Origin of the sequence: Sphingobium limneticum, from assembly GCF_008710155.1 — a bacterium.
Lineage (GTDB): Bacteria > Pseudomonadota > Alphaproteobacteria > Sphingomonadales > Sphingomonadaceae > Sphingobium > Sphingobium limneticum.
The window spans coordinates 1-531 of record NZ_VYPZ01000107.1; the positions used below are offsets into that span (position 1 = coordinate 1).

The 531-nt window shown below is 60.5% G+C and carries 1 pseudogene and 1 other annotated feature; the pseudogene reads right to left on the reverse strand.

The window, feature by feature from the left end:
• Positions 1 to 531 (reverse strand): annotated as a pseudogene (locus F4U94_RS24215) (IS3 family transposase); the annotation flags it as partial.
• Positions 397 to 511 (reverse strand) — a sequence feature (AL1L pseudoknot). (Overlaps the previous pseudogene by 115 nt.)

A 531-nucleotide genomic window follows, 5' to 3' on the forward strand; every position in this document is an offset into this window, starting at 1 on the left:
AAGCATCAATCACGAAGGCGACATAGACGAAGCCTGCCCAAGTATGCACGTAGGTGAAATCGACGACCCACAGGGCGTTTGGCCGGCTGACGCGAAATGCCCGATTGACCTTGTCCAGCGGACACGGCGCCTTCGGGTTGCTGATGGTGGTGATCGTCTTCTTCCCACGACGGACGCCTGCCAGCCCCATGGCGCGCATTAATCGTTCCACCGTGCATTTCGCCACCATGATGCCTTCACGCCGCATCTGGTGCCAGACCTTGCGTGCGCCATAGAGACCGAAGCTGGCCTCATGGACCCGCTTGATCTGCTCCCTGATCTCGTCATCACGCTGCGCACGTGCTGGACGCCTGCCGGGATCGGCACTACGCGCGGCGTGTTCATGGTAGGAGGATGGGGCGATTGCCAGTTCCCGGCAGATCGGCTCGATACCCAAATCCTCGCGATGGACGTCGATGAACGCCATCATCATCTCCCGGGGCGGTCGAGCTCCGCCATCGCAAAATACGCAGATGCCTTGCGCAAAATCTC